At 70.7% G+C, this 23475-nt stretch carries 20 protein-coding genes and 4 pseudogenes; 14 read left to right on the forward strand and 10 right to left on the reverse strand.

What is annotated here, in order from left to right; translation table 11 throughout:
- Positions 1 to 158: 158 nt before the first annotated feature.
- Positions 159 to 434 (forward strand): annotated as a pseudogene (locus ACWDEN_RS41185) (NUDIX domain-containing protein); the annotation flags it as partial.
- Positions 435 to 605: 171 nt separating this feature from the next.
- On the opposite strand, the pseudogene ACWDEN_RS41190 reads toward ACWDEN_RS41185, so the two are convergent.
- A pseudogene (locus tag ACWDEN_RS41190) lies at positions 606 to 1116 on the reverse strand (DsbA family protein); the annotation flags it as partial.
- A 13-nt stretch (positions 1117 to 1129) separates the two neighbouring features.
- Positions 1130 to 2113, reverse strand: a complete 984-nt coding sequence (locus ACWDEN_RS41195; RefSeq protein WP_351615784.1) for a hypothetical protein — start codon at positions 2111 to 2113, stop codon at positions 1130 to 1132.
- A gap of 246 nt (positions 2114 to 2359) precedes the next feature.
- On the opposite strand from ACWDEN_RS41195, the gene ACWDEN_RS41200 reads away from it, so the two are divergent.
- From ACWDEN_RS41200 to ACWDEN_RS41220, 5 genes and pseudogenes are all read left to right on the forward strand, one after another.
- Positions 2360 to 2998, forward strand: coding sequence for a papain-like cysteine protease family protein (locus tag ACWDEN_RS41200; protein ID WP_351615786.1), 639 nt, complete (start codon positions 2360 to 2362; stop codon positions 2996 to 2998).
- A 112-nt stretch (positions 2999 to 3110) separates the two neighbouring features.
- Positions 3111 to 3932 (forward strand): hypothetical protein, encoded by an 822-nt coding sequence (locus ACWDEN_RS41205; RefSeq protein WP_450863089.1) that lies wholly within the window; start codon positions 3111 to 3113, stop codon positions 3930 to 3932.
- Between the two features lie 759 nt (positions 3933 to 4691).
- Complete coding sequence (locus ACWDEN_RS41210; RefSeq protein WP_351615792.1) at positions 4692 to 5153, forward strand: hypothetical protein; 462 nt, start codon at positions 4692 to 4694, stop codon at positions 5151 to 5153.
- A 219-nt stretch (positions 5154 to 5372) separates the two neighbouring features.
- Entirely contained in the window at positions 5373 to 7031 is a 1659-nt protein-coding gene (locus ACWDEN_RS41215) for a S8 family serine peptidase (protein WP_351615794.1), read from the forward strand.
- Positions 7032 to 7362: 331 nt separating this feature from the next.
- Positions 7363 to 7542: pseudogene (locus ACWDEN_RS41220) on the forward strand (transposase family protein); the annotation flags it as partial.
- Positions 7543 to 7609: 67 nt separating this feature from the next.
- On the opposite strand, the gene ACWDEN_RS41225 reads toward ACWDEN_RS41220, so the two are convergent.
- Positions 7610 to 8497 (reverse strand): PucR family transcriptional regulator, encoded by an 888-nt coding sequence (locus ACWDEN_RS41225; protein ID WP_351615833.1) that lies wholly within the window; start codon positions 8495 to 8497, stop codon positions 7610 to 7612.
- Positions 8494 to 8796 carry a hypothetical protein gene (locus ACWDEN_RS41230; protein ID WP_351615836.1) on the reverse strand — a complete coding sequence of 101 codons (303 nt, stop codon included), beginning with the start codon at positions 8794 to 8796 and terminating at the stop codon, positions 8494 to 8496. Before ACWDEN_RS41230 ends, ACWDEN_RS41225 begins: the two co-directional genes overlap by 4 nt.
- 165 nt (positions 8797 to 8961) lie before the next feature.
- Here ACWDEN_RS41230 and ACWDEN_RS41235 point away from each other — a divergent pair, with 165 nt between their 5' ends.
- The 3 genes from ACWDEN_RS41235 to ACWDEN_RS41245 are packed head-to-tail and all read left to right on the forward strand — an operon-like array spanning position 8962 to position 10465.
- Complete coding sequence (locus ACWDEN_RS41235; protein WP_450863092.1) at positions 8962 to 9102, forward strand: hypothetical protein; 141 nt, start codon at positions 8962 to 8964, stop codon at positions 9100 to 9102.
- 18 nt (positions 9103 to 9120) lie between these two features.
- Positions 9121 to 9669, forward strand: a complete 549-nt coding sequence (locus ACWDEN_RS41240) for a carboxymuconolactone decarboxylase family protein (protein ID WP_450863094.1) — start codon at positions 9121 to 9123, stop codon at positions 9667 to 9669.
- Positions 9662 to 10465 (forward strand): SDR family NAD(P)-dependent oxidoreductase, encoded by an 804-nt coding sequence (locus ACWDEN_RS41245; protein ID WP_450863096.1) that lies wholly within the window; start codon positions 9662 to 9664, stop codon positions 10463 to 10465. The genes ACWDEN_RS41240 and ACWDEN_RS41245 overlap by 8 nt, the downstream gene beginning before the upstream one ends.
- Positions 10466 to 10624: 159 nt before the next feature.
- Here the strand turns inward: ACWDEN_RS41245 and ACWDEN_RS41250 are convergent, their stop codons facing one another.
- Together ACWDEN_RS41250 and ACWDEN_RS41255 are read right to left on the reverse strand one after the other, a co-directional pair.
- Positions 10625 to 11545 carry an MBL fold metallo-hydrolase gene (locus ACWDEN_RS41250; RefSeq protein ID WP_351615801.1) on the reverse strand — a complete coding sequence of 307 codons (921 nt, stop codon included), beginning with the start codon at positions 11543 to 11545 and terminating at the stop codon, positions 10625 to 10627.
- Between the two features lie 71 nt (positions 11546 to 11616).
- Positions 11617 to 11878, reverse strand: a pseudogene (locus ACWDEN_RS41255) (transposase); the annotation flags it as partial.
- A 45-nt stretch (positions 11879 to 11923) separates the two neighbouring features.
- On the opposite strand from ACWDEN_RS41255, the gene ACWDEN_RS41260 reads away from it, so the two are divergent.
- Positions 11924 to 12556, forward strand: a complete 633-nt coding sequence (locus ACWDEN_RS41260; RefSeq protein WP_351615804.1) for a hypothetical protein — start codon at positions 11924 to 11926, stop codon at positions 12554 to 12556.
- Positions 12557 to 13510: 954 nt separating this feature from the next.
- Here ACWDEN_RS41260 and ACWDEN_RS41265 read toward each other — a convergent pair.
- A complete protein-coding gene (locus ACWDEN_RS41265; RefSeq protein WP_351615807.1) occupies positions 13511 to 14557 on the reverse strand; it encodes an ArsR/SmtB family transcription factor in 1047 nt (348 codons plus the stop codon).
- 65 nt (positions 14558 to 14622) lie between these two features.
- On the opposite strand from ACWDEN_RS41265, the gene ACWDEN_RS41270 reads away from it, so the two are divergent.
- Both ACWDEN_RS41270 and ACWDEN_RS41275 read left to right on the forward strand, forming a co-directional pair.
- Positions 14623 to 15942, forward strand: a complete 1320-nt coding sequence (locus tag ACWDEN_RS41270; protein WP_351615810.1) for an MFS transporter — start codon at positions 14623 to 14625, stop codon at positions 15940 to 15942.
- A gap of 1734 nt (positions 15943 to 17676) precedes the next feature.
- Positions 17677 to 18273, forward strand: coding sequence for a polysaccharide deacetylase family protein (locus tag ACWDEN_RS41275; protein WP_351615813.1), 597 nt, complete (start codon positions 17677 to 17679; stop codon positions 18271 to 18273).
- A 593-nt stretch (positions 18274 to 18866) separates the two neighbouring features.
- On the opposite strand, the gene ACWDEN_RS41280 is transcribed toward ACWDEN_RS41275, so the two are convergent.
- Positions 18867 to 19562 carry a glycerophosphodiester phosphodiesterase gene (locus tag ACWDEN_RS41280; RefSeq protein WP_351615816.1) on the reverse strand — a complete coding sequence of 232 codons (696 nt, stop codon included), beginning with the start codon at positions 19560 to 19562 and terminating at the stop codon, positions 18867 to 18869.
- A gap of 838 nt (positions 19563 to 20400) precedes the next feature.
- Here ACWDEN_RS41280 and ACWDEN_RS41285 point away from each other — a divergent pair.
- Positions 20401 to 20829, forward strand: coding sequence for a phosphotransferase family protein (locus tag ACWDEN_RS41285; protein WP_351615819.1), 429 nt, complete (start codon positions 20401 to 20403; stop codon positions 20827 to 20829).
- Positions 20830 to 20912: 83 nt separating this feature from the next.
- Here the strand turns inward: ACWDEN_RS41285 and ACWDEN_RS41290 are convergent, their stop codons facing one another.
- Entirely contained in the window at positions 20913 to 21752 is an 840-nt protein-coding gene (locus ACWDEN_RS41290) for an SDR family NAD(P)-dependent oxidoreductase (RefSeq protein ID WP_351615821.1), read from the reverse strand.
- 92 nt (positions 21753 to 21844) lie between these two features.
- Here ACWDEN_RS41290 and ACWDEN_RS41295 point away from each other — a divergent pair, with 92 nt between their 5' ends.
- Positions 21845 to 22309: a MarR family winged helix-turn-helix transcriptional regulator gene (locus tag ACWDEN_RS41295; RefSeq protein ID WP_351615824.1), complete on the forward strand. Its 465-nt coding sequence runs from the start codon at positions 21845 to 21847 to the stop codon at positions 22307 to 22309.
- Between the two features lie 257 nt (positions 22310 to 22566).
- Here the strand turns inward: ACWDEN_RS41295 and ACWDEN_RS41300 are convergent, their stop codons facing one another.
- Complete coding sequence (locus ACWDEN_RS41300) at positions 22567 to 23475, reverse strand: NADP-dependent oxidoreductase (RefSeq protein WP_351615827.1); 909 nt, start codon at positions 23473 to 23475, stop codon at positions 22567 to 22569.

Consider the following 23475-nt stretch of genomic DNA (forward strand, 5'->3'; position numbering starts at 1 on the left):
CCTGGCTTGGGCTCCTCAAGGTTGCCCATCACTCTGCGGGAGGCGGAGCGCGCGGTTGCCGGTACTGAGCCGGATCACCCTGGTGGACGTCCACGGACGCCGGGGCGACCTGGACGCCGCCGTGCACATCGGCCGCGACCCGCCCGGCGCAATGGACGATGCACGCCGCGCACGAATCCTCGGCGGAAGGAAATGCCAGGCGGGCCCGCAAGCGCGCGGCGGCCGACGTCCTCCTGCGGGACGCGGCCGGGCGCGTGCTCCTGGTGAACCCCGCCTCCACACCCGGATGGGACCCGCCCGGCCGCATGGCGGAGTCCAACGACCCACCGAAGGGCTCCGTCCGGCGGGAACTGGTCGAGCAACTCGGCCTTCACCACACCCTGCGTCGGCTGCTGGTTGTCGACCGGGGGCCCCGCACGGACCCTGGGACGACCAGCTCGGGGGCCGCTCACCGGGCGGTTCTCGTATCGGTCCGGTCCACCGGCGCGTTGGCTCCTTCGACGTCCGTACCCCGTGACGGACCCGGCGCTCAGGTCGCGGGCCGGGCTTCGGCGCGAGAGCCACATGGTCGACGGCTCACGGCGAGGACCCTCCGCCGTGCTCCGTCACGTGGTGACGGCGGAGCGTTCGCGGGCTGCGCGGACGGCGTTGGTGAGGCTGGTGAGGTCGTAGGCGCCCGTGGTGTCTGCGGCCGTTGATGAAGAAGGTGGGGGTGCCGGCCACGCTGCCGAGGTCGGCTGAGTCGACGTTCTCGGCGATGCGGGCTGCGCCGACGTCCGCGCACATGTCTCGTTCGAAGCGCTCCGCGTCCAGGCCGACGGCAGCCGCATGGGCGTGCAGGTCCTCGGTGCGGAGAGCCTCCTGATGGCTGAGCAGCAGGTCGTGCATGTCCCAGAAGCGGCCCTGGCGTGCCGCTGCCTCGGCGGCTTCGGCGGCGAGTTGGGCGTGGATGTGCACGTCGGTGAGGGGGAGGTGGCGCCACACGTACCGCAGGTCTCCGAAGCCGGCGAGGAGTTCGCGGCCGACCGGGTCGGCCTGCCCGCAGTAGGGGCATTCGTAGTCGCCGTACTCCACGATGGTCACAGGAGCGCGGTACGGCCCTCGGATGTGATCGCGGTGAAATGGACTGTTAGTCCCACTCCCATGTGATGCCGAGGACGCCCGGCCGTATCTGCTGCTCCACGAGGTGGACCGAGCCATAGGCGTTCACTGTCAGATCGGCGACCGCCTCGCGAAGGGCGGTCGCCGAGCGGCGGAAGAAGCGGCGGCAGTGGACGGGCAGTGCGGCGCGGTCGAAGCCGACCTGGAGAACGTACTGGCCGCCGCCATAGGTGAAGCCGCGAACGTACTCATGGCTGGACACGCCGGTTCCGTCCTCGAAGCGGTACCCGAGGACAGCGGTCTCCCCGGCTCTCAACCGCCCGTCGAAGAGCAACTCGACAACGACCACCCCCGAAGCGCCGTGCCGCCGGATCCGCCCGACCCGGCAATTGCCGAGGCCGCGCACCCGGACCTGTTCCGTGTCGCAGCCCGGGTCGCCGTGATGGATGGCGAGGTAGCGGTCGACGCCATCGCGGTGGGCCTGTACGACGTGTTGTGAGTCGCGGGCGGCGAGCTCTCGATGGGCACCGATGTGCACGTGCTCGTAGTGGATCACGGTGTGCAGCCCGCCGTCCGCCGGTGCCGCCAGGCTCCTCAGCAGCGATTCGAGCGCGGCGGCGGGCTCGAGGAGGGTGCGATATGGACGGGCTGGGGGATGGTCGCCGGTGGCACGTGGGCCGATCAGGCGGGTGAGGGCGTGCGGGGGAAGCTCCAGGACCTCCTCGAGCGCGGTGACGGCACGAAGCGACTCGGGCCGCTCGGGCCGCCGCACACCGCGCTGCCAGTAGCTGAGGCTGGTCACACCGACACGGATGCCGCGCTGGGCGAGCCGGTGCTGCACGCGATGCAGAGCCAGCCCCCGTGCGGCAAGCGCGGCCCGGAGCGCGGCGGAGAACGGGCCGGTGCGCAGGGCTTCGGCCAGTGCGGCCTCGGGGGTGGGGCGGCGGGACGAGCCGAGGGCTGGATCGCCGCGGCTCGGGGTAGCACGGCGGTCGGTACTGTGTGCTGCCATTGGGCCCCTCCTCCATCCGCTCTGATCGTTCAAGCGTGAACGTTCACTTCCCTGTCCTGGAACGGGCGTTGCTTGCGCTGCCACCTGCTGGTACCTGCTGTGGCGTTCACAACCGTACGGGTGCAGTTCACTGTGCCGCCAGCCCTGTGGATAACTTCATTGACCTGCACCCGACAAGAGATCGATGCTGCTGTCGCAGCGTCCGGACGCGCTCCTCCACCCCCACCCCCGACTGGGAGGAACGCCATGTCCCATACCACCCGGGGCCGCAGACGGCTGGCGCCAGCGGTCCTCGCCGCCATCGCCGTCATGACACCCGCCCTGGTGCCAACGGCCACCGCTCACGCCGCTCCGGTCTCCGCTGCGCCCACGGCTGCTCGGGTCGCCGCTCACCCGGCCGTTGCCGTCGCCAAACGCCTCAACATCACCATGCAGGCGCAGCAGAACAGCAACTGGTGCTGGGCGGCGAGCGGCAACACCATCGCGTCATGGTTCGGACGCGACTACACCCAGAACCAGTTCTGCGACGCGGCTTTCAACCGGCCCCAGGGCAGCACCTGCGGCAACTGGCAGGCGGCCTTGGACGACGTGCAGAGCGCCCTTGACTGGATGGGCATCAACCCCGGTACGTACGTGAGCGGTTACCTGCACTACGACACCGTGCAGAAGGAGATCAACGCCGACCGTCCCGTCGAGACGCGCATCGAGTGGAGCTCCGGAGGCGGGCACATGCATGTGCTGTACGGCTACGACACCTCCGGCAACCAGGTCTACTGGGGCGACCCGTGGCCCTCCAACTACCGCTACAACTGGGGGGATTACAACTACTACGTCAACAACAACGCGTTCATGTGGACCCACTCGCTCTACCGGATCGGAGCGTGACCCCATGACCGCGATCCGCACGTCACCGATCCAGGCCACACCGGCCCAGGCCTCATCCAGCGGCCCGTCACCAACCCCGTGGTCACCGAGGCGCCGCACACCGAACCGGCACGTGTCCGCCGGCCGCACCCCCATCCGCAAGGGCGCGGCAGTCGTGGTGCTCGCCGCCGCCGCGGCCCTCGGCGCACTCTCCCCCGCCACCGCCCACGCGGCGGCGGTCGGCAACTTCCCCACACCCTTCACCGCCGCCGACACCGCTCAGGCGCGCAAGGCGGCGTCAACCCCAGCCTCCCTCCTCACCCTCTCGCGCTTCTTCGCCCGCGATGGCGCGATCGCGCAGAGCGCGGCCCGGCCACATCTGGTCGGTCCCTCGGTAACCGTCTACTTCCTGGACCCGGGGTTCGTCGCCGGACGCCCGGGCGCCCCTGTCGCCGATCCGCAGTTCATCGCGAGCAAAGCGGTCTCCGCGGACGGCCAGGTCGCCTCGGTGTGGACGGTACGGACGGAGAAGGGGTGGAAAGTCGTCAACATCGCGACGGGCGGTGACGAGACCCACTACGTCGGCGAGGCGCACGGCCTCGGACCCGTCTTCCGGGAACCGCAGATCGACGCCTGGTACGTGGTGCGCGACGGCCGCGTGCTGCCGCTCGACCCCGACGCGCGGCGCGCCGTGGGGAGGGGCGGCGTGACCCTGGGCGCCTACCAACGCCTGGTGCACGCGAGGTACGGCGACAAGCTCCCGGGGTCCGCCTACGACCGGGCCGGCGAAGGCGGCGGTTACGGCGGTACAACCGCGCCCCCGCGCGCGTCCACCGCACCCGCGGCGACCGCCGGGGGAGCCATCATGGCGGGCACCACCGCCGTGTCCGTCGCCGCCTTGCTCGGAGCCTGTTTCGGTGTCCGCCGCATACGACGGACGCGCCGCGTCAGCTGAGCCGCCTGCCCAGCCCCGCGCCCCCCGTGCCCCAGACCCACCCGGCCTGGTGCACGGGGGTTGTCCGCCGGGCCCACGCGGCGGATTTCCGTCCTGACCAGCAGCGTGAACCAATGGCTGCCCCCTCCAGCCGCCACCCGAAGCCGCCCCCGAGGCGTGGCCGGCGAGCAAGTCGTTCTTGACGGTGTCGGCGGCCCGGCCCATTTTGGCAGGTGGGGAGGATTCACACACGTGTACCACCCACGGGACGTGTCCGCACCGGAGGACGTCTGGCTCTCGGTGCGCGACCTCTCGTGCATCGCCGTGCCGATCTTCTGCGCCGCCTCGGCCGTACCTTCCATGGCCTGACGGATCGCGGCTGTGTCGTCGCCTCCGGCGGCCCCTGTCCCTGACGAGCCTCTCGGTCGAGCGGAGGAGCTGTTCGGCCTGGTTCCGGGTCTCCGCGGCCTCCCGGCGGCCGCGGCGCTCCTCGGCGTGCTGCTCCGCCTCGCGGACCATGCCGGGTCTCGTCCGCTACGTCTATGAGCCCGACCGAGTGAGCGATCGCCCGCCGACTCCAGCAGCGGCAGCTCATCCCGCCGCTCAGCCATCGGCTCACCGGTCACCGGTCACCGGTCCGATCGGGATGCTCCCCAGGTGCCGCTCGTCCGATTGCGATCGCGACCTCATCAACTTAGCTTCAAGACGTCGGTTTTATTCCGATAAGGCCAACATCATTCCTTATGTTGACCTTTCCCCGCGGCATCGAACGGAGCATTCATGTCGGTGATGACCGGTACCCAGCCCCAGCAGCAGTTCGGCCAGCAGATCGGCGCCCCGCAGGGCCAGCTCGCACAGGTGGTCCAGCAGGCAATCCAGCAGGCCTGTCAGCAGGCGAGCCAGCAGATCGCGCAGCGCATGCAGCAGACGCTGCAGCAGATCCAGCAGGTCCAGCAGCAGCTGCAGCAGCAGGGCATGGCCCACCAGGCGCACCCCTACCTCGCGCTCGCGCTGCACCACACGCTGCAGCAGGGCGTCCGCAGCGCGGTGGAGCAGTCCGTGCAGCAGGCACTGCCGACGGCGATCGTGACGCTGCTCCAGCAGAGTCAGCAGGGCGTCCAGGGCATGCCGGGCCAGCAGCAGTGGGGCGGCGGGTACGGCCCGCAGTCGTTCGGCCAGCAGTTCCCGCAGTACCAGCAGCCCGGCTTCGGCCCGATGGGTCAGCCCTTCGGCATCGGCTGACGTACGGCGGCGCGTGATGCGGTGTGCTCAGGGTTGCTTCTTGGGCACACCGCATCACCGTGGAAGCGCGAGCTGCCCGGCACCGGATCAGGAACCAAGGACGACAGAGGCGTGGTGAAGGTGGACGTAATGGTCAAGGAAAGGCCCGGGAGCAAACCCCGAAACAACCGCGAGAGCAGATCAGAAGGCTCGGGGGCCGGTGGGCCGGGACCCGAAGGCATGGAAGCGCAACCACGCCGGACGGGCGCGCCGTCACCGATCACGGTGCAGCCGCGCCGGGTGCGGTACATGGTCACCCCGCTGCCGCAGCATCTTCTGTCACCGGGAGTTCCCGAACTGGGCATGGACGCGGTGTGCGACCAGTTGGAGCAGATGCCCGAGGTCACGGTGGTCCGCAGGCTCCGGCCGTCGGAGAAGCTGAAGGCCGCCGGGCTGTACCCCTCCTGCCCGGAAGTAGTGGTCGTCGAGGCGGCCGAGGCCCAGGTGCCGGCCATGCGGTCGCTCCATGTGCACATCGAGCCGGACCTGCCACTGGCCGGGGCAGGGCCGGTTTCCGCGCCCGCGGCGGGGATGCCGGCGCTGCGCGACCCGGGGCTGGTCACGCCGCTGGAGCAACCCACCGAGATCGCGCTGCGCGTCTGCGGCCCGGACGGCGAACCGCTGGCCGGTGCAGGGGTGTTCCTCATCGGTGCGACCTGGCCGGCCCAGGGCATCACCGGGGCCGACGGGACGGCCACTGTCATGCTCGCGACGGAAACGGCGGAGTCCATCCAGTCCCTGTACGTGCGGCCCGCGGGCGGTTACACCGACCGGTGGATCCTCCGCCCCGACCTCTCGGCAACCCAGGAAAACCTCGTCACGCTCACCCCGCTCGCCAAGGTCTACCCCGATCTGGAGCAGCGGCAGCAGTACGGCTGGGGCCAGCAAGCCATGCGAGTGGACCGGCTGCCCCCGACGTTCCGCGCCTTCGGCATCAAGATCGCGGCCATCGGATCGGGCGTCAGCACCGCGCACCCCGATCTGGAGCAACGGGTGCGCTCCGGGGTCGACATCGTCCGCGGCACAAACGAGGGCTGGGCCCACGACACGCTGGGCAGCGGCACCCACGCCGCGGGCATCATGGCCGGGGCGGACACGGGCAAGGGCCTCATCGGCATCGCCGTCGACGCCGAGATCGAGGTCTGCCAGGTGATGCCCGACGGGTATTTCAGTGACCTGATCGCCGCCCTGGACCACTGCATCGAGACTGGCGTCGACATCGCCCACATCGGCGTGGCGACCCCGTACCCCTCGACCCTGGTCTCCCTCAAGCTCGCCGACGCCAACGCGGCGGGCATCGCCTGCGTGGCCCCGGCCGGCGACACCGGCGGGCCGGTCGCCTTCCCGGCATCGCTGCCCACGGTGTTCGCCGTGGGTGCCCTCGGCGTCTTCGGCTCGTACCCCCAGGACACATCCCAAGCCACACACCGCGGGGCGCAGTTGACACCGGAAGGGCTCTTCGCCGCACCGTTCAGCTGCCACGGCCCGGGAGTCGACGCGGCCGCCCCCGGTGTGGCGGTCCTGTCGTGCGCGCCGGAAGGCGGATACACGGCCCTCGACGGCACCGGCACCGCCTCTGCCCACGTCGCCGGCCTGGCGGCGCTCGTTCTCGCTCACCACGAGGACTTCCATGGCCAGCTGCTGTCGCGGGGACCCGGTAGGGTGCAGCACCTTTTCGAGATCATCGCGGCCAGCTGTCGCCAGCTGGCCACCCCTGGCACGCTGGAGGCGGCCCGCGTCGGCCGCGGTCTGCCCGACGCCCTCGTCGCCCTCGGACTGGCTCCCGGAATCCAGCTCGCACCCACCCTGGCGCCCTACGCCCCGTCCATGGCCGGTTAGCCACCTCCCACCGCGCAAGCACACGGTTCGGCACCCGCTCCAAGGGAGCGGGTCCTGAGCCGCATCGGACGGCGGGCCCGACAGGTCCACGCGCGGTCCGAGTGCAGAGCAGGCGGGAGCTGGTCACCGAGCCGAATGGCGGTGCCGGAGTGTCCCAAACTCACCCTGGTGTGCCGTTGTTGATCGCGGTCTGTCGGTCGTCGGCCGGGCACCGCACCCGGATCGACAGGGCCGTCTGCGCCGGGACTCCGCCGATCAGGCTGGCCGCCGCCCTCATCGCCGCACAACCTGGGCGCCGGCCTTTCCGGTGACCACACCCGCCAGACGTCCGCCCGGCGGTGAGCTGTCGCCGACCCAGCGCACCGTCAACCACGCGCTCTCGACGGCGCGGGCGCCGGTCGGGCGTAGCGTGGCCCGGCTGAAGTCCTGGCGCATCTTCCGCACAGCCCGGTGCAGCCCGAATCGAATGACGTCCATCTTCGCGGCCGTCCTCACACTGGAGCGACAGCAGGGCGCCGGCGGCCGCCGCCGTCGGTACGAGCCGGCAGCTCAGCGGTGTACGACTTCGCCGAACTCCGTCATTGAAACGTGGTGGGAGCCGGGTCTCGTGGAGGTGTCCCCAGCTCGCGTGCCGCCAGGGCCCAGCTGAGTTCCACCGCGGTGTCCGGAGCGTCCAGGCTGGTGCCGGTCAGCTCCTCGAGACGGCGCAGACGGTAGCGGACGGTGTTGACATGGACGTGTGCTCTGAGCGCGACTTCACGGATGTTCCGTCCCCTCTCCAGGTATTCCCGCACCGACTCCTCGATGAGCGCACCGAACTCCCCCTCCGCCTCCAGCGGGCGCAGATAGCGGTCGAGCAGCAACTCGGCGAGTTCCGGCTCGGCGACGACCGCCACCCGCCACGACAGGTCGCTCAGGTCGTACACGCCGCGCAGGCCGTACGCACGGGCGGCCTCCAGCATCCTGCCGGCGGCACGGAAGGAGCGGTGCACCGCGACCAGACCCGTCGGCGGGCCGAGCCCCGCCGTCACCTCCGGGTCACCGGTCTCCGGCCTGGCCTCGACGGCTCCGGCGACAGCCTCGTCCAACACGGTGAGCAGCGCGCCCCGGCCGTTCCAGCGACCCTGGGTCTCCAGGGAGCGTTCCAGCGCGTCCGGACCGACGTTGCCGCTCGGGACGGCTCTGATGGCCCGGTACGGCCGCGACGGGTCCAGCCCGTAGATCGCCGCACCGCTGTGGATCTCCGCCGCGCTCAGCGTCCCGTAGAGCAGTCCGCGCAGGAAATCGGCGCGACGACGGGCGTCGAACAGGGCGGACGCGACCTCCGCCTGCCGGTGGACTGCGGCGATCTGCAGGCTCGCGACGTCCGCGAGCTCCCACAGGCACCTGGTGCGGTCGACGATGAGGCCGGGGTCCAGTCCGTGTCCGGCCGCCTCGGTGATGAACAGATCCCGTATCGCGCTCAGCGCCCGGCGGAAGGCGCGGAGCCCGTCGCTGAGCGGTACGCCTCGGGCGACCGGTCCCGGGCCACATCGGCTTCGCCGAAGTCCTCCGGCTGGGGCGCCGTCCCTTCCCGCACCACCGCGAGAGCCCGCTGGAAGTGCCGATGCCAGATCTGGTCGAGGAGTTCCCGTGGGACCGCGCGGTAGGACGGGATGTGGTCCGTCAGATCCGCGTGGAACCGCCCGCCCACGTGCCTCTGCTGAGCGGTCATCGCAGCGATGACCCGTTCCAGGGGCACCGCCGCGCACGACTGTCCGGGCATGGACCTCACCTCCGCCCCTCGGGTACCGCCCGTTGTACACCTGAACAATGTGCCGACCTCGGGCCTTGACCAGGGAGCCGTCGACAACGCCCCACCCCCGACAGCACAGTGGCACGGCAGCGGAAGGAGCACAGCGGCGCGTACACAGCAAGGCACCGATCGACCGTGCTCAGTACCGCCCTCGTGCCATCGGCCACCCTGACGAACCGTGCGGAGACCACCATGACCGACGAGCACCAGCACCGCTCCGACCGCCCCGCCGCCGACACCGGCCCGCGCCTCGCCCCACTGCCCGAGGACAGCTGAGACCGGTCCACACGGGAGTTGCTCGCCCCGATCCCCCGGGATGCCGACGGTCACCTCGCCAACATCTTCACCACCTTGGTGCGGCACCCCGGCCTCTTCCGGCACTTCCTGCCGTTCGGCAGCCATCTGCTGCGCGAGGGCCGTCTGCCGGGCCGGGCCCGGGAACTGCTGATCCTGCGTACCGCGTACAACACCCGGGCCGGTTACGAATGGGGGCGGCATGTACCGCTGGCCAGGGCGGCCGGGGTCACGGACGAGGAGATCCGGCGGGTCGGCACGGGCCCGGACACCCAGGGGTGGACGCCGGCCGACGCCCGTCTGCTGCGTGCCGCCGACGAACTGCACCGGAACGCACGCCTGTCCGCGGCCACCTGGTCCGCACTCGCCGCCGACCACGACGAGGCACAGCTCATCGAAATCACCATGCTCGTCGGCCAGTACCACATGGTCGCGTTCTTCCTGAACTCCGCCGGCACTCCGCTCGAGCCCGGCTACGCATCGGACGCCCTGCCCGGGCCCGACGGAGCCCTCGCGGACACCGCGGAAGGGGGACACGGCCATGGCTGAACCCCGGCACGCCGCAACCAGCCACCCTGTCGGCCTCCTGACCGGCCGGAACATACTGGTCATCGGCGCGGGTACCCGCCCCAGCGACGATCCGAGGGCCCCGGCGGGCAACGGACGGGCGGTGGCGGTGCTCGCCGCCCGCGAGGGAGCCTCCGTGGCCTGCGCAGACGTCTCCCCCTCCGCCGCGGCGGCCACCGCCGCCCTGGTCGGCGAGGAAGGCGTTCGTGGCCTCCCTGTGGTCGGTGACGCGACGGATCCCGGCCAGTCCTCGGCCGTGGTCGCCGAGGCCCTCCGCGAACTCGGCGCGCTCGGCGCGCTGGTGGTCAACGTCGGCATCGGCCTCGGCATGGGCCTGGCGGACACCTCGCCGCAGCAGTGGGAACGCGTGCTCTCGCTCAATCCGAGCGCTCCCTTCCTCGCCGCCAAGTACGGACTGCCCGCGATCGCCGGCGGAGGATCGATCGTCTTCGTCGGTTCCGTGGCGGGGCTGCGCGCCGCCACAAACTCGCCCGCCTACGACAGCTTCAAGGCCGGCCCGTTCGGACTCACCCGCCATGTCGCCAAGGAGGGTGCGCCGCGCGGGATCCGCGCCAACCTGGTCGTCCCGGGCCTGATCGACACCCCGATGGGCCGCGAGGCCTCGGCCCGGCGGGCGTCGCGTTCCACCTCGTTCAGCCGTATACCGCTCGGGCGCCAAGGCACCGCCTGGGAGGTGGCCGAAGCCGTCACCTTCCTCCTCTCCGACCGCGCCTCCTACATCACCGGGCAGAGCCTGGTGGTGGACGGGGGGGGTTGAACGCCGTCTGAGCACGTGGCGCCTGTCGGATCCGCCGGGCGGGGACGGTCCCTGCGGGCCAGGGCATCGACCGAGGACCGCCCCCTCAGGGTCACTTCGGAGCGCGGGCCGAAAGCTAGGAATGCCCGGCGTCGCGCGCGGTTCCGCCGGCGCGCGCCTTCACGGTAGGTCGGCGAGAGGGGCGCTGGGTTGCCAGGTGACGGGGAGGACGACGTCGACACCGTCGCGGCGGGCCAGCGGCAGCAGTCGGCTCATCGTGGCATCGATGTCGTCCAGCAAATAGGGCATGGGCCTCAGGGGCCGGTGCAGACCGACGAAGAAGTCGTCCCAGTGCACCAGGACGACCCGGCGGGCCCCCGTCGCGGCCACGACCTCGTCCCAGTACGCACGCAGGAACTCCGTCGACTGCTTGCCCAGCGTGCCGATGCCGAGATAGATGACGTCGGCGGCCCGGCCTCGCAGGGCGCCGGGACGGTAGTTGGCACTGGCGTGCAGCAGGATGCGGCCCGTCGGATGGGCGACGAGCACGCTGTAGGCGGTGCCGGTCTTCCATGCGCGGGCCCGGGCCGGTGGCACAAGAGGCTCGTCGACGGTTCCGGGACAACGGTCACCGGGGCTGTGCACGGAGTCCAGGAAGGTGAGGTCGAAGCGGCCGTAGGAGACGGTCTCCCCGTCCGCGACCACGCGCAAGGACGACTCCGGCACTCCCAGGCCGCGGCCGATGTTCGCGGTGGAGGGGGATCCGACCAGCTCCGCGCCGGTCTCCAGTGCCCACACCGGCGCATCGAGGGCGTGATCGTAATGGGAGTGAGCGCAGAACACCGCGGCCAGACTTTCCACCCGCAGCCGGTCGACCGTGGCCCGCACCAGAGAGCGGTCGGGCGCGATCGAGCCCAGGGCGACGCGAAGCATCCCCGGCCGGGTGACGAACCCGTCGCTGAGTACGGCCGTCTCCCCGTCCGACAGCAGAACGGTACTGGTGCCAAGGAAATGGGCGACCACCCCGTGGCCGCTCGTCATCGGGCGCTGTTGGTAGGGCAGATAGGGGCGCAGGCTCGGACGACCGACAGGCATTCTCATGCCTGCATCCTCACCTGTTCAGCGGCTCCAGCCGATCACTTGGTACTCCGGTCAGACATCGTGTCCTGTGCTGGTTGTCCTCGTTGTCCGGTCGTGGACGGAACCGCCTCCGGCGGCGGCAGCAGCTGAGTTATGTCGTGTCGGTTCCCGCCAGTGAGCGTAGCGGCGAGCGGTGTTCCCTGGCGGTCGACGATCAGGTGGTACGTGGAACCGGGACGGGCGCGGTCAACTGGCGAGGGACCGGCATGCTCCCCCCTGAGATGTCTTTGAGCGCCGGACGTGCGAACCGTCCACAGCGCAGTCGTACAGGTCCAGCAGGTCGCGCGCGGCCCTGCCCCAATCGCGAACAACGACACGTGCAGAGGCCCTTCGTGAGCAGTGCAGCCGGCGTCGATCCACCGCGGCCCCGCCGCCCTGCCCGAGGCGCTGCGCCGGGGGCTTCTCGACCGCGCGGACGCCGAGCGGTTCCTTGCCGAGGGCGTCCACCTGGTCGAACTCGCCGGTAATCCTTCCCTGGCGGCCGACCTGGTGGACCGTCTCGCCGTCCACCCCGGCGACGAGGTGCGGCTCGCCGTCTCCCTCCGGCCCGAGCTGACGGAAGCCCGACGCACAGCGATCGACTTCACAGTGGCCCCGCACGCACGGCGTGACGTGGACTGGGTGGCGGCCGGCATCGCCGATCAGGACGTGCTGCACCGGGCCGCTACCTCCGCCCACCCTCTGCTGCGCCGCGCCGCGGCCTGCAGCCCCCATCTGCCACCCGGGCTCCTGCGGCTTCTGGCCGAGGACACGGACATCGTCGTGCGCACCCACCTGGCTGTGTATCACCCCGACACCCCTGAGGAGGTTCTGATGAGCGTGTACGCACGGCTCGGCGGGACGTTCTCCGCCTGGATGGCGACCGGCCACCCCGCTTCCCCCGCGAGGGGCTCGCCGCCCGCTACGCGGACCATCCAGACGGAATCTACCGACAGCTGGCAGTCCACGACCCCGCCGCCGGCCCCGGTCTGATCGAGCGGCTCAGCCACGACCCGGACGTCCGGACGCGCCAGGCGGCGGCCCGCGACCCGCGCCTGCCGCTCCCCCGGCTCCTCGAGGCTCTCGCCCTGCCCGAGCCGGCCTCCAGTGCGGGCGCCAACCCGGCCCTTCCCCCGGGTGAGATGGCCGTGGTCATGGACGAGGCCGGGGTGCCCGCGTGACGACGGGCGCCCGGAGCGGCGCGGCCGAGGTGTCTGCGGCCACTGTGCACCTGCAGCAGCACGGTCACCGGACAGGTCGGAGATGGGGTGTCGGCACCTTCTGCCAGCCGGCTGGAAAAGGCGGGCGCGCATGTGCTGCGTGAGGTTCTCGAGGATCTCGCGCGGCCACGGGCTGCGGACGGCTGGCAGCCGGAGCAGGGTGTCCTGGAACGCTCCGGGTCGGCCAGGAACAGGTGACGGGGGGGCACTGCGCGGGCGGGTCGTCGCGGAGGACGCCGTGGGGCATGTCGCCCGACGCGGAGACCCGCAGGTACGGCTCGGGGAAGGCTGGCCACAGCCACAACGAGTCGCCGAGCCGGAGGAGGAGATCGCAGCCCTGACACCGTTGCGCGACATCCTCGTCCATCGAATGCCCTGGTTGGGGACGCCAAGCGACGTCCCCCTGGAACGGGCCGCTTGATTCCGGCGTCCCCCCAACCGCTCCCGAGCTGAAGCGGAGTGGTCGCCCTGCCCGTCCCGCAGGAGATCGAGTACAAGGACGACGGCGAGCGGAAGGCCGCCCTGGCCGCTCACCTTGTGTGTGCCGCGACCCGTGCCACCTACAACCTGGTCGACGCCGCCCCAGACCGACCGGCTGATCGGCGCCTGCCAGACGCTCGCGTGGCATCACGGGTACCGCACGGATGCGGCCGGCGGGGTCTGACTGACCGTGCCGGGCGGCCCGCTCTACCAGGTGTCACCGGTGAAGGTGTGCTTCACGATGTCTTCAGTCCGATGGCAGCACATACGCCTCGTCACGTCGGGCGTCGGCGGCAGCCAACAGGACCTCCGCCGCCGCGGTGCGGACGTACAGCACGTACCGGCCGCTGCGGTGCGCGTCGACCAGGCCGGCCGCGCGGAGGGCGGTCAGGTGTTGGGAGACGCCGCCGGCGGTGACGCCGGTGCGGCGGGCCAGGTCGATCGTCGAGGCGGGGGTGTCGAGTTCGGCCAGCAGTCGGGCCCTGGACCGGCCGATGACCGCGGCCAGGGCCTGCGGGAGGGCGGACCGCCGCTCCCAGAGTGTGGCCACGCCGCGCGGTGGATAGCGCAGGGTGGGTTGCCAGTTCGGGGTGATGACGGAGAAGACCCGGGGCCAGGCGAACACCGACGGAACGAGGAGCAGGCCACGACCGCCGAGTTGCCGACTGCCACGAGCGTAGTGGTGCCCGACGTACAGGGTGTCGTCGTCCCAGGTCACGCTGGAGCCGAGGTCACCGAGCAACTGGTCCGCCCCGTGTTCGGCGAACAGCCTGGCCCGGTGCAGCACGTCACCCTCCAGGAGAGGGCGCATCCGGGGCCAGTACGGGGCGAGCGCGATGTCCCAGTAGGCCTCCACCAGTTCGGCGAGCTCGGCGAGACCGCGGCGTGGATCGGCGCGCAACTGATCGATCCGCTCGGAACGCGGCGCGCGTCGACCACTGAGGCCGGACCGGACCTGCTCGGGGGGCGTGGAGCGCAGTACCGCCAGCTCAAGACCCAGATCAGCGACCGCGGTCGTCGGTGGCGGTGCGACGAAGACCGGTATCGAACGGGGCGGTTGCGGGACCAGATCGGCGAGCAGGCTCCAGTCCAGACCCGAGGCGGTCAACCGATGAAGGACCTCGTCGGTCCACGGACGGTACAGCGGGTGCCCGGCCGGGTGCTTCAACACCCTGACACTTGCCACCACTTCCCACAGCGGCGACAGGGCGAACCGGGTGCGGGCCAGGTCGCGGACGGAGAACGCCAGGTCCAGCACGGTGCCGCCCCTCTGCTCGGAAAACCCTGCGGCCAACGGGCCAGGATTCAGTACAGCCTAAATTCCTCGCTCGCCGGTCGGCGCGGCGGGAACCTCACTCCATGACCAGCACTGATCTCGCCCACGGGCCGGGCACGGCCGCTCCCACCACCGATCCGCATCCCTCGGCTCTGCGAAACCCCGGCTTTCGCCTGCTCGTCGGCGCCGCTGCGGTGAGCAAGCTCGGCACCGCGGTGAGTTCCCTGGCGATGCCGCTGACCGCCGTCCTGGCCCTGCACAGCTCAGCCGGACAGGTCGGCTTCCTGGCAATGCTGAGCACCCTCGCCTTCCTGCTGATCGGCCTGCCGGCCGGAGCCTGGGTGGACCGGTTCCGCAAGCGGCCGGTGATGATCGCCGCCGACCTGGTCAGGGCCGCGCTCTTCGGGTCCGTGCCGGCCGCCTGGCTGCTCGGCTGCCTGACGATCCAGCAGCTCTACCTGGTGGTCCTGCTGGCAGGCGCGGCCACGGTCTTCTTCGACGTGGCCACACTGAGCCACCTGCCCGAACTGGTTGGGCGCAGCCAGCTCACCCAGGCCAACGCCCATCTGGTGACGGTGGACGCCCTCACCCAGATCGGGGGAAGGAGCGCGGGCGGCTTCCTGGTGGCACTGCTGTCCGCCCCGACAGCGATCGTGGTCGACGCGGCCGGCTACCTGTGGTCGGCGATCCTCCTGCTGCGGATCCGCCAGGCGGAGCCGCAGCCGCAGCGCGGGCGCGGCACACGCCTCAGCGGCGAGATCCGGGAGGGCCTGCGCTTCGTCCTCGGCCACCCGACGTTGCGGGCCGTCGCGCTCGCCGGAGCACTGACGAACCTGTCCATCCAGCTGTGCCAGACGATGCTGCCGGTGCTGTTCGCCCGTGAACTCGGCTTCCCCGACGGTGTCATCGGCCTGTTCTTCGCAGTCGGTGGTCTCGGAGTGTTCATCGGTTCGGTGTCGGCCCGTTGGCTGGCCCGCCGGATCGGCGCCGGCCGGGTCCTTTGGCTGATGGGCCTGGCCGTCGCACCGTTCGGCGTTCTGCTGGCGCTGGCCGATCGCGGACCGGCCCTGTGGCTCGCCGCTGGGGCCTGGTTGATCACCACGTGCAAGGTCGGCATCGACAACGTGATCAAGGTCAGCTTCCGCCAGAGCGTGACCCCGGACCACCTGCTCGGCCGGATGAACGCCACCATGCGGGTCCTGCTGACCGGCTCACTCGCGGTCGGCGCGGCCCTGGCCGGCCTGGTGGGCGAACTCGCCTCTGTCCGTACCGCCCTGTGGGTCGGCGCGGCCGGCCTCGCCACGGTCTGGATACCGATCTTCTTCTCACCGCTCCGCACCCGGCGCGAACTGCCCGGCTCCGGCGCCGCGCGTATGCGGAGCCGCCGGCCCAGCCGGGTGTGACGAGCAGAGCCGGTGGGCGGCAACACCCCTCCCAGACCAGGTGGATTCTGCCGGCCAGTCCTCCGCGCGGGCGGCCGGGGTTCGGCGGTCCGCGGCCTGCAGGGCGGTCACCGTCGGCGCACCAGCGGCGATGCCGGTCGTACACCATGGTCGTCCACGGGCCGAAGCGCGGTGGCAGGTCCCGTCACGGCACGCCGGTGGGTCCCGGTGGAGGATCCCGTTGATCACCCGTCGGCGCGTCTGGCAGGTGACCGGGGTGCAGTGGTCGAGCGGCAGGGTGAGCGGTTCGGCGGTCGGCGAGGACCGGAATGGACGCCCTGCCCGGCACAGCTGGACGAGACGGGCGCCGGCGCGCCCGCCGCCACCGCCCGGATGCGCACCCTCCCGCGCCGCCGACGGTGGCGACCTGAGAGCCGGTCGGCCTCAGCGCCCGGCGAAACGGCCCACCAGGACCGCGAGCCGCTACGCCGCCGCCTCGCGCGGCAGTGCGTCCGGAGGGGGTGAGCCAGACCAGCCCGTGCAGCGCCGACCAGAACACCTCGACGAACGCTCCCGGGTCGGCCTGCCCGGCGACCCCGCCCAGCGTGTCGACCAGTGTCCCGAAGGCCCCCCGCAGCGCCTCCGGGTTCTCCTCGTCGGCGAACAGCAGGCCGGTGTCGAGCAGGAACATGGACGTTGATGACGCCGCCGCCCTCACGGACCTTCTGAGTCAGCGCGTCGACCCAAAGGAATGAGTAGAGCCGCCACAGGCGCCGCTGCTGTCCAGGTTCATTGCCGCATCCCGACCGATCACCCTGCCGAGGCGGGACCAGATGAGCCCGCTCTTCAGTTGCCGCAGATCCCATAGGGCCGTCACGGAGAGTGGTGGGACCTGACCCCTCGTGCTCGGCACAGATGCCACACCCCGAACCCACGCCACCTACGCGTCAGACACGATCTGACCAATACGCCGACATCCACCGGACTCACCGGGGGCTGATCCACCCCCGATTTCAATGCCGACGGTTTTGTTTTCGGCACAAGCTATTACATCTCAGGATGCAATGCGACATTCATCACAGCTCGGAATTCTTAAGCAATGCGACGCGAGCCCCTTAGTGTGTTCGGACATCAGGCATAAACGGGATGTACTGCTCGTCTCCATCGAGAGCCGGGGATCCGCGACCGGGCGACGGAGCCCGCCGCCTCACCGGTCCCCGCATGGCTCGGAGCGACCGGTATCCCCTGGGCGCTGACGCGCAGGGACGTAGATCTCCAACGGACCTGCCGCACCTATGGACGACGCCGTGCCGGAACGGCGGCGCGCCTGTGCTCGCCCCTGCCTCGACGTGACCAGTACCAGCACCGATTCGGACACCAAGTGGTGCCGACGGAGGTAGATCTGTGGCATTGGCCAGAATCAAAGGGGCGACAGCAACCGTCCTCACCGCGGCGATCGCGGGAGCCGTGCTCACGGCGTGCGGGCAGCACGCAGGCGGGCACACACCCCAAAGCTCTCCCAGCAGCGTGACTCCCTCGACGAAGCTCTCCTCGCCCAGGCCGCACTCGTCGTCCCCGACGCCGTCGCCCTCGTCCGCTTCTCCGTCCCCATCCCCGTCGGCCTCCGGCCGCGCGGCACGAGTAACGCAGTCCGGCCACAATGGCGGCTCCACCGCCGTCCCGTCAGGGCCCGCTTCCCAGTCCAGCCCGGCGAACGCCTTCGGGCAACTTCCGAGCGCCCCGACGGGCTCCGACATGTTGATCGGCCACGGGGTGGAGGGCACCGGCAAGTCCGTAGCGCTCACCTTCGACGACGGCCCGGACCCGCGGTGGACCCCGCAGGTGCTGGCGCTCCTCGCCCAGCACCACGCGAAGGCCACCTTCTGCGAGATCGGGCCGCTCGCCCAGAGCTACCCGTACCTGACCAAGGCGATCGTCGCGGACGGGGACCGGCTGTGCGACCACTCGGTCCATCATGACGAGCAGCAGAACCGCAAATCGGTCGAGTACAACATCCACGAGATCGTCGACGCCAAGCGCGAGATAACCGATGCCGCGGGAAGCGGCGCGAAGCTGATGTACTACCGGGCACCCGGCGGTGACTGGAGCCCGACCATCCGGGGGATTGCCGGCGCCAACCACCTGCAGCCGCTGGGCTGGAGCGACGACGCCAACGACTGGCGGCGCCCGGGTGTGGACGGCATCCTGCGCAACATCAACCAGGACTTGCGACCCGGCGCGATCATCCTGATGCACGACGGCGGCGGTGACCGTTCGCAGACCGTGCAGGCGCTCGCCCGTCTCCTCAACCAGCTGGACGCTCAGGGCTACGGCTACGGCTTCCCGATCTGAGCTCGACGCTGTCGGGATCTTGCAGTCGGCGAGGTCATTCGCTGACGGCCCGCCAGGTCCACAGCCAAGGGATCTCGTGCCAGGCCACGGCCTAGTGGCAGACCCGTCCCCCGTCCGTGCCCGGTCCTGCGGGAAACCACGGGGAACCATGGCGCCGAGCGCTCACAGCACAGCACAACGGCCCCTGACGATATGACCTGGTCAGGGGCCGTTCACATGCGCGGTGGGGGTGGCATTTGAACCCACGGTGACTCGCGCCACGACCGCTTTCAAGACCGGCGGGATTCTGCGGCCAGACGCGGCTTGACCTGTACCTCGGGTGGGCACGGATCGCATCGTCCGGCCCATGCCGGCCAGAGGATGGCCGTGGGAGGCCGGCCGGGTCCGCGCAAGCCGCCGTGGCTGGGGCCGGACGTGCGACGGAAACGGTTCGGCCTGCCGCTCCGCGACGACCTGGCGTTCGAGACGCCGGCCAAGCAGCCGACCTGAAGCCGGCGAACGCGCCGTGGTCCCGGTTCCCCCGTGCGCGGGTCCGCGACCACGGTGTTCATGCACTCGTCCGACCACACGGGCGGCCAGTCCCGCCCCTGAGGTCAGGCCGTGGCCTCGACCAGCCGCTTCATGCCGGGCTGGTCGGTCACACAGCCCACCAGTCCGAGCGCCCGGGCCAGCGACAGGTCGCGCTCGTCGTTGACGGTCCAGGCCATCACGTCGATACCGGCGGCGCCGCACTTCTCCACAATGGCCCGGTTCAGCTGGCGCAGCTCCACGCTGACCAGAGTGGAACCGACCTTCTGGGCGCGGCCGACGAAGGTGTCGCGGTGGGCGCTGGGCCCTGCCACCAGCACGGTGCGGGCCTGCGGCAGCACGTTGTGGATCTCGATCAGTGCCGCGTCGTGGAACGACAGCACCGAGACCCGGTCCAGCAGGTCCCGGTCGGTCAGCACCTTGGCCAGCGAGCGGGCGGCGGCCACGTCCTTGATCTCCGCCTGGATCGGCAGCGTCGGCCCAACGGCGTCCAGCACCTCCCCGAACGTGGGGATGCGCTCGCCGAGGCCGGCGTCGAGCTCCTTGAGCATCCGCAGCTTCTGGTCGGCGATCGGACCGGAGCCGTCCGTCGTACGGTCCAGGGTCTCGTCGTGCATGACGACCAACTCGCCGTCCTTGCTCAGGTGCAGGTCCAGTTCAATGCCGTCCAGCCCCTCGCGTTCGGCCCGCAGGAAGGAGCGCAGGGTGTTCTCCGGCTCGGCGGCCATGACGCCGCGGTGGCCGATGGTGAAGAAAGACACTCGGTTGCCGTCCTTGGGTGTGGTGGTGCGGGGCAGCCGCACGAGGGCCGTACTCCCCGCCGGGCGGCGGGCGACCGCCCGTCGGAGCCCCAAGCCTAATCGGCCGGGCGGGCCCGATCAGGGTGAGGCAGGGTGCATACGGAAAGGGGACCCGCTCCGATTCGGTTCACCAGGGCGACAAGCGCTGAACCGTCTGGCCGAGCAGGGCCCGACTCTTCTCGACCGGCGTACCGGTGTCACGCCACTCCGCGCGCACCGCCCTCGCACTGGGGGCATGAGCAGATCCGGCGTACCAGGTGAGTACCAGTGGGAGCTTCGAGATGTCCCCACCCCTCGCTATGGGTGCGGACAGACCTGTTCGTCCGACTTCCCCACCACCTGCACGCTGACTTGCGGACGGGCGCCGTAACGGAGGGGCTCTTCCCGACGGTCGAGTGGGAGCCGGTGGGACGGACCGAACGGGAGCTACGTGTGATCGGGTGGCGGGACTGTCAAGGACGGCACCATGTCCGTGATCGACATTTAGCAAGTGAGCCGCCCGTGGTCCCGGACCGGCTCGGCCCGCGTCCCTGACAGGCGAGGGCCAGGTGGGCCCGGCACCCTTCCGAGGCAGCCGCAGTCCCCGGCTGTGTGATGCGGCTGCTGGGGTTCGCGGAAAGATTCGCCGGGGGGGGACGTCGATGCCGGCCACGTTTCGCCTCGTGCCGGTGGAGTATCTGATTGAGCAGCACGGCCACCGCCTCCAGAGAACTTTCGCGCGTGCCGCGGCCCGGATGATGAGGTGGCAGGTGACCGACCACGATGAGGCGGCGCCTGTCCGACCGTTGACAATGCTTGGGTGAGCCGGCACCTGGAGGTCGGCGAACGGATCCTCAGAACCGAGGCGCTGCACGGCGGCATCACTGCCGAGTTGCGGAGGCTGACGATCGGCACGTGGGACGGAGGGACCCGTGACCTGGTGCTGCGGAGCTTCGTCGACCCGTGCTACGTGGGGCACGCCGAGGACTGGCTGAACAGGGAGGCCGGCGCCCTGACACTGCTGGCGGGGACCCGCGTGCCAACTCCGGGACTGGTCGCGGTTGATCCGACCGCCGCGCATTGCGCGTATCCCTCGCTCCTGATGACACATCTGGCAGGCCGGACGGTGCTCGATGATGCACCGCAACTGACACCGCCCGATCGCCCGGCCCGCTGTCTTCACCAGCCACTGATCAGAAAAGCCGCCATCGGTCAACGGCTGTCCGCCACCGTCATGCGCTGGACATAGCTGTCACACGAGCAGGGTGGCGTGGCGGGATCCTCCTGCCACGCTCCCGTCACCGCCGCAAGAGGCCTGAGGCACGGGCCTTCTCAGCCGAGCCACCCGCTGGTGAGTGCCAGAGCGGCCGAGCCGTCGAGATCGGCCAGTTTGGTACCGGTGAAGGTGCGGGCCCACTCGGAGGTCTGGATGCGGAACGCGGGGCGGTCCGCGGTGAGTGCGTCCAGCAGCGGTTCGGCCGCCTCGGCCGCGGTCTGCGCCGCGGTGGACAGCTGCGGGACGGTGCGGTGGATGTACGCCTGGAGGGCCGAAGCGTACGGTCCCGCGGCGGCGATCTCGGCCTCCAGGTCGAGACCGATGTTGTTGACGAACTCGGTGGCCACGCCTCCGGGTTCGACCACGGACACAGTCACGCCGACGGAGGCGGCCACCGGCGCCAGGCTCTCCATGTACCCCTCGACGGCGAACTTGGCCGCGCAGTATGCCTCGTTGAAGGGCTGGCCGACGACGCCGCCGACACTGGTGACGGTGATCAGCCGGCCGCCCGAGGTGCGCAGGTGGGGGAAGGCGGCTTTGGAGACGTTCAGGACGCCGAAGAAGTTGACCTCCATGACCTGGCGCACATCGGCGACGGACTCGTTCTCCAGCGTGCCGAGGTGACCGGTTCCCGCGTTGTTGATCACGGCGTCGAGGCGGCCGTAGTCGGCGATCACGCCCTGGACTGCAGTGGAGACGGAGTCCTCGTCGGTGACGTCGAGCTGCCGGATGTCCAGTTCCACCCCGGCCTGCGCGGCCGCCTCCCGCAGGGCGTCGGCGCGGCCGGTGTTGCGCATGGTGGCGACGGTGTGCCAGCCGGACCGTGCGGCGGCGACGGCGGCGGCGAGGCCGATGCCGGAGGAGGTCCCGGTGATCAGAACAGTTTTGGAGGACATGGTGGGCCTTTCGCGTCGAGCACCAATTTCCGTGCGTGTACACACACTCTAATCATTGTGTGTGCGTACACGCAAACGGCTATGATCGGTCCATGGCGACGAGGAAGCTCACCCAGGCGGAGATGTCCGAGGCCGACTACGCCTTCTACGGTCTGGTCTGGGCCGGGACCGTACTCACCGAACGCGTCGACCGCGCCCTGACCCGGGCCCACGATCTGCCCGTCTCCTGGTTCGAGGTGCTGCTGTGGCTCGCCAACAGCACCGAGCCGGTCGCCGCCTCGGTACTCGGCAACAGCACGATGCTCAGCCGCAGCCAGGTCTCCCGCGTCCTCGACACCCTCCAGGCGCGCGGTGTGGTCACGCGTACCCCGTCCCGCACGGACGCGCGTTCCGTGGAGGTCGCGCTCACCCCGGAGGGCCGCCGCCTGTTCGAAGAGGCCGACGCGACCCGGCGCGCATGCCTGGCCCCGGTCTTCACGGACGTACTCGACCAGCGGGACCTCGAGGCCCTCGGCGGGGTATGGCGCAAGCTGAAGGCCCACAAGGACGCCCAGTAACGCCCGGTTTCACAGCAGGCGAAGATCACCGCCATCCACTCCCTGGCTCGGGAAAATGAGGTAGGCGAGTAAGTCGGTGATGAGCTGCTGCCATTCCTCGGGGTGTTCGACCGTGGGCCGGTGGCCGGTGTCGTGGCCGGGGCGGGGGACCGGCTGCGGCCGCGGAGCGGCCGGACAGCGGGTGGTGCGGCGCCCGGCGGAGTTGTCTCACCTACCCCGCATGAAGCAAGGAACGGGCACCGCAGCGTGCTGCGGGGTCAGGGCGTGAGGATGACCTTGCCCCGGGCGCGGCGGGCCTCGATGTCGGCGTGCGCCTGCGCGGTCTCGGCGAGCGGGTAGGTGCGCCAGACGGTGACATCGAGCTTGCCGAGGGCGATGAGAGCGGCCAGTCGCGGCAGGGCCTGCCAGAACCGGTCGGCCGGATCTCCGCCGGTGAAGCGCACCCCGTGCTGTGCGGCGGACATGTCGGCGATGGTGATCACCCGGGCGGCGTCGCCGACCAGAGCTGTCGACTCCGTCAGCACACCGGCGCCGGAGGCGTCGAAGACGTAGTCCACACCCTGCGGGGCGGCGACCTGGACCCGCTCCACCCATCCCTCGCCATACGCCACGGCGGTGGCGCCGAGCATGGTGACGCGCTCGATGTCGTGCTCGCCGGCGGTCCCGACCACGGTGATGCCCCGGGAAGCCGCGAGCTGGGCGGCGATGGCGCCGACGCTGCCGCCCGCACCGTGGATCAGCAGGGTGTCGCCCATCTCGGCATCCAGGTGGTGCAGTCCGCGGTAGGCGGTCTCACCCACGGTCACCAGGGCGGCGGCGGTGTCGAAGGAGACCTCCTTGGGCTTGGCGACCGGCCGATCCAGTACGGCGTACTCGCTGTAGCCGCCGACGGAGGCCGCGCCGAAGACCTCCTCACCGACCCGGGCAGTGGCGCCCTCACCGACCTTGTCGACGACACCGGCCACGTCCCAGCCCGGCAGCACCGGGAACTCGACCGGGAAGACACCGTCCATCATCCCGGAGCGGATCTTCAGGTCGATCAGGTTGACGGCGGCTGCCCGGACCTTGATCCGGACCTGGCCCGGACCCGGCTCGGGGGTGTCGACCTGGGTGAGGGTGAGCACGTCCGGGCCGCCGTAGCGGGAGTAGGTGATCGCGGTGGACAT

The organism is Streptomyces sp. NPDC001153 (genome assembly GCF_053598315.1).

What these genes read in the sequence shown, in the direction of transcription:
- ACWDEN_RS41195 (WP_351615784.1), bottom strand. Translation starts at nt 2,113, where the DNA reads ATGGCAGCACACAGTACCGACCGCCGTGCTACCCCGAGCCGCGGCGAT.
- ACWDEN_RS41200 (WP_351615786.1), top strand. Translation starts at nt 2,360, where the DNA reads ATGTCCCATACCACCCGGGGCCGCAGACGGCTGGCGCCAGCGGTCCTC.
- ACWDEN_RS41210 (WP_351615792.1), top strand. Translation starts at nt 4,692, where the DNA reads ATGTCGGTGATGACCGGTACCCAGCCCCAGCAGCAGTTCGGCCAGCAG.
- ACWDEN_RS41215 (WP_351615794.1), top strand. Translation starts at nt 5,373, where the DNA reads ATGGAAGCGCAACCACGCCGGACGGGCGCGCCGTCACCGATCACGGTG.
- ACWDEN_RS41230 (WP_351615836.1), bottom strand. Translation starts at nt 8,796, where the DNA reads ATGCCCGGACAGTCGTGCGCGGCGGTGCCCCTGGAACGGGTCATCGCT.
- ACWDEN_RS41245 (WP_450863096.1), top strand. Translation starts at nt 9,662, where the DNA reads ATGGCTGAACCCCGGCACGCCGCAACCAGCCACCCTGTCGGCCTCCTG.
- ACWDEN_RS41250 (WP_351615801.1), bottom strand. Translation starts at nt 11,545, where the DNA reads ATGAGAATGCCTGTCGGTCGTCCGAGCCTGCGCCCCTATCTGCCCTAC.
- ACWDEN_RS41270 (WP_351615810.1), top strand. Translation starts at nt 14,623, where the DNA reads ATGACCAGCACTGATCTCGCCCACGGGCCGGGCACGGCCGCTCCCACC.
- ACWDEN_RS41275 (WP_351615813.1), top strand. Translation starts at nt 17,677, where the DNA reads ATGTTGATCGGCCACGGGGTGGAGGGCACCGGCAAGTCCGTAGCGCTC.
- ACWDEN_RS41290 (WP_351615821.1), bottom strand. Translation starts at nt 21,752, where the DNA reads ATGTCCTCCAAAACTGTTCTGATCACCGGGACCTCCTCCGGCATCGGC.
- ACWDEN_RS41295 (WP_351615824.1), top strand. Translation starts at nt 21,845, where the DNA reads ATGGCGACGAGGAAGCTCACCCAGGCGGAGATGTCCGAGGCCGACTAC.
- ACWDEN_RS41300 (WP_351615827.1), bottom strand. Translation starts at nt 23,475, where the DNA reads ATGTCCACCGCGATCACCTACTCCCGCTACGGCGGCCCGGACGTGCTC.